General features: G+C 76.3%; 1 protein-coding gene. It reads right to left on the reverse strand.

Annotated features, from left to right (window positions below):
- Nucleotides 1-52: 52 nt before the first annotated feature.
- Nucleotides 53-1,336: a ferredoxin reductase family protein gene (locus tag E2E34_RS33830; protein WP_138905645.1), complete on the reverse strand. Its 1,284-nt coding sequence runs from the start codon at nucleotides 1,334-1,336 to the stop codon at nucleotides 53-55.
- Between the last annotated feature and the right edge of the window lie 512 nt (nucleotides 1,337-1,848).

Below are 1,848 nucleotides of genomic sequence, written 5' to 3' on the forward strand. Positions count from 1 at the left end.
GGCCATCGAGTCTCCTCGGGGGGAAGCGGAGGGCGTCGGACCCGGGGGCGGGTCAGAAGGTGAAGCATTCGGAGTGGATGTGGCCGCCGGGAACGCCCGCCCTGGTCAGCGCCGCCGTCGCGGCTTCGACCATGCGGGGCGGGCCGCACAGGAAGACGTCGTGTGCGGCGAGATCGGGGACGAGGCCGCGCAGCGCCTGGGGCGCGAGCGGGTCGTAGGCCGCGTCGGACGGGCCGAGCAGGTAGTGGAGCCCGGCCTGCCGGGTGCGCGCGATGTGCTCCAGCTCGTCGCGGAGCACCAGGTGGGCGCGGTGGGAGGCCCGGTAGAGGAGGGTGAGGTCGCCGGGGCCGCCGGGGAGCGTCTCGAAGAGGGCGCGGATGGGCGTGATGCCGACGCCGCCGGCGAGCAGCAGCACCTTGCGGCGGGTACGCCGGTGCGCGGTCAGCGCGCCGAAGGGGCCCGTGGCGAGCACGCGGGTGCCCGGCCTGAGGCGGCGGATGCGGCGGGTGTGGTCGCCGGCCGCCTTGACCGTGATCCGCAGCGTGTCGTCGCGCACCGGCGCCGAGAGCGAGAAGGGCAGCGCGGTGTGCCAGATCCGGCGCTGGAGGAACCGCCAGCGGAAGAACTGGCCCGGCTCCGCGCGCAGTTCGTCGAGCCCGATGCCCTGCACGAGGACCGACACCACCTCGGGCCCCTCGGCCCGCACCTCGATGACGCGCAGGCTGTGCCGCAGGGCCTGGCGTACGGGCACCACGCCCCGGTACCAGAGCAGCAGCACGGCGACGGTGGCGTGCATCATCGCCCACAGCCAGACGGTCACCGCGTGGCCGGCGACATCGGGGCCGACGAGCTGGTGGGCGAAGGCGAGGGCGGCGCCGAGGTAGGTGAGCAGGTGGACGGCGCGCCACGTCTCGTGCGGGACCCGGCGGCGCACCGCGCGGGCCGAGGTCGCCCCGACGGCCACCAGCAGGCCCGTACCTGCGGTGGCGGCGGCGATCGCGCCGTAGCCGAGGAGGTCGGTGGTCGCGGCCAGGAGGTCGGCGCCGGTGTGCGCCGCGTGACCGCAGAGGGCGAGCAGGGCGTGGCCCAGGCAGAGGGAGAGCACGTACCGGCCGCCGAGGGCGTGCCAGCGGGCGAGCCGGTCGGCGCCGACGCCGTGCTCGACGGCGGGCACGCGGGCCATCAGCAGGAGCATGACGAGGACGCCGTAGCCGGCGAGGAGACCGGTGAGGTGCGCGCCGGTCGCGAACAGCACGTCGAGCCGCGCCGACGGCTCCGCCTGCGCGCCCCACAGGCCGGCGACAGCCCCGGCCCCGGCGACGATCCCGGCCCGCATCCGCCCGGGCCCGACCCGCACGGGCGCGGCCGCGCCACGCGCCTGCGCCTGCGCCGCCCCCCGCCCCCGACCGGTGGCCCCGGGCGTGGCTGCGGTGGCGGGGCCCGGCACTCGGCCGGGCGCCGCCGGCTGAGCCGTGCCCGCGGTCTGCGTCCTGCCCAGCGGCTTCGCCGTGCCCGCGGCCTCCGTCCGCGACAGGTACGCCGACAGCGCCGGGTACGCCTCGCGCGGCGGCTGCGGCGGATCCATCTGCGGGGAGTGGAGGGCCTCGATCGTCACGTGGGCCAACGTAGGGGCTGCGGGCCCGCCGAAACCGCAGGTCAGCGCCCGATCGGTGATCCTTAAGGCCGCCTTGAGGATCGGCTGACCGCTCGTTAAGCCTGGTGCCCGCGGCCCGTCCGACGGGAGGCTCGTACGGAAGCCGCACGGAAGCGGCACGCCCGCTCGTACGGAAGCCGCACGGGGCTCGTACGGAAACGGGGTCCCGTGCGGCCTGTCTCTTATACAAATCT

This window comes from Streptomyces albidochromogenes (assembly GCF_005981925.1).
In the GTDB taxonomy this organism is placed as follows: Bacteria; Actinomycetota; Actinomycetes; order Streptomycetales; family Streptomycetaceae; genus Streptomyces; species Streptomyces albidochromogenes.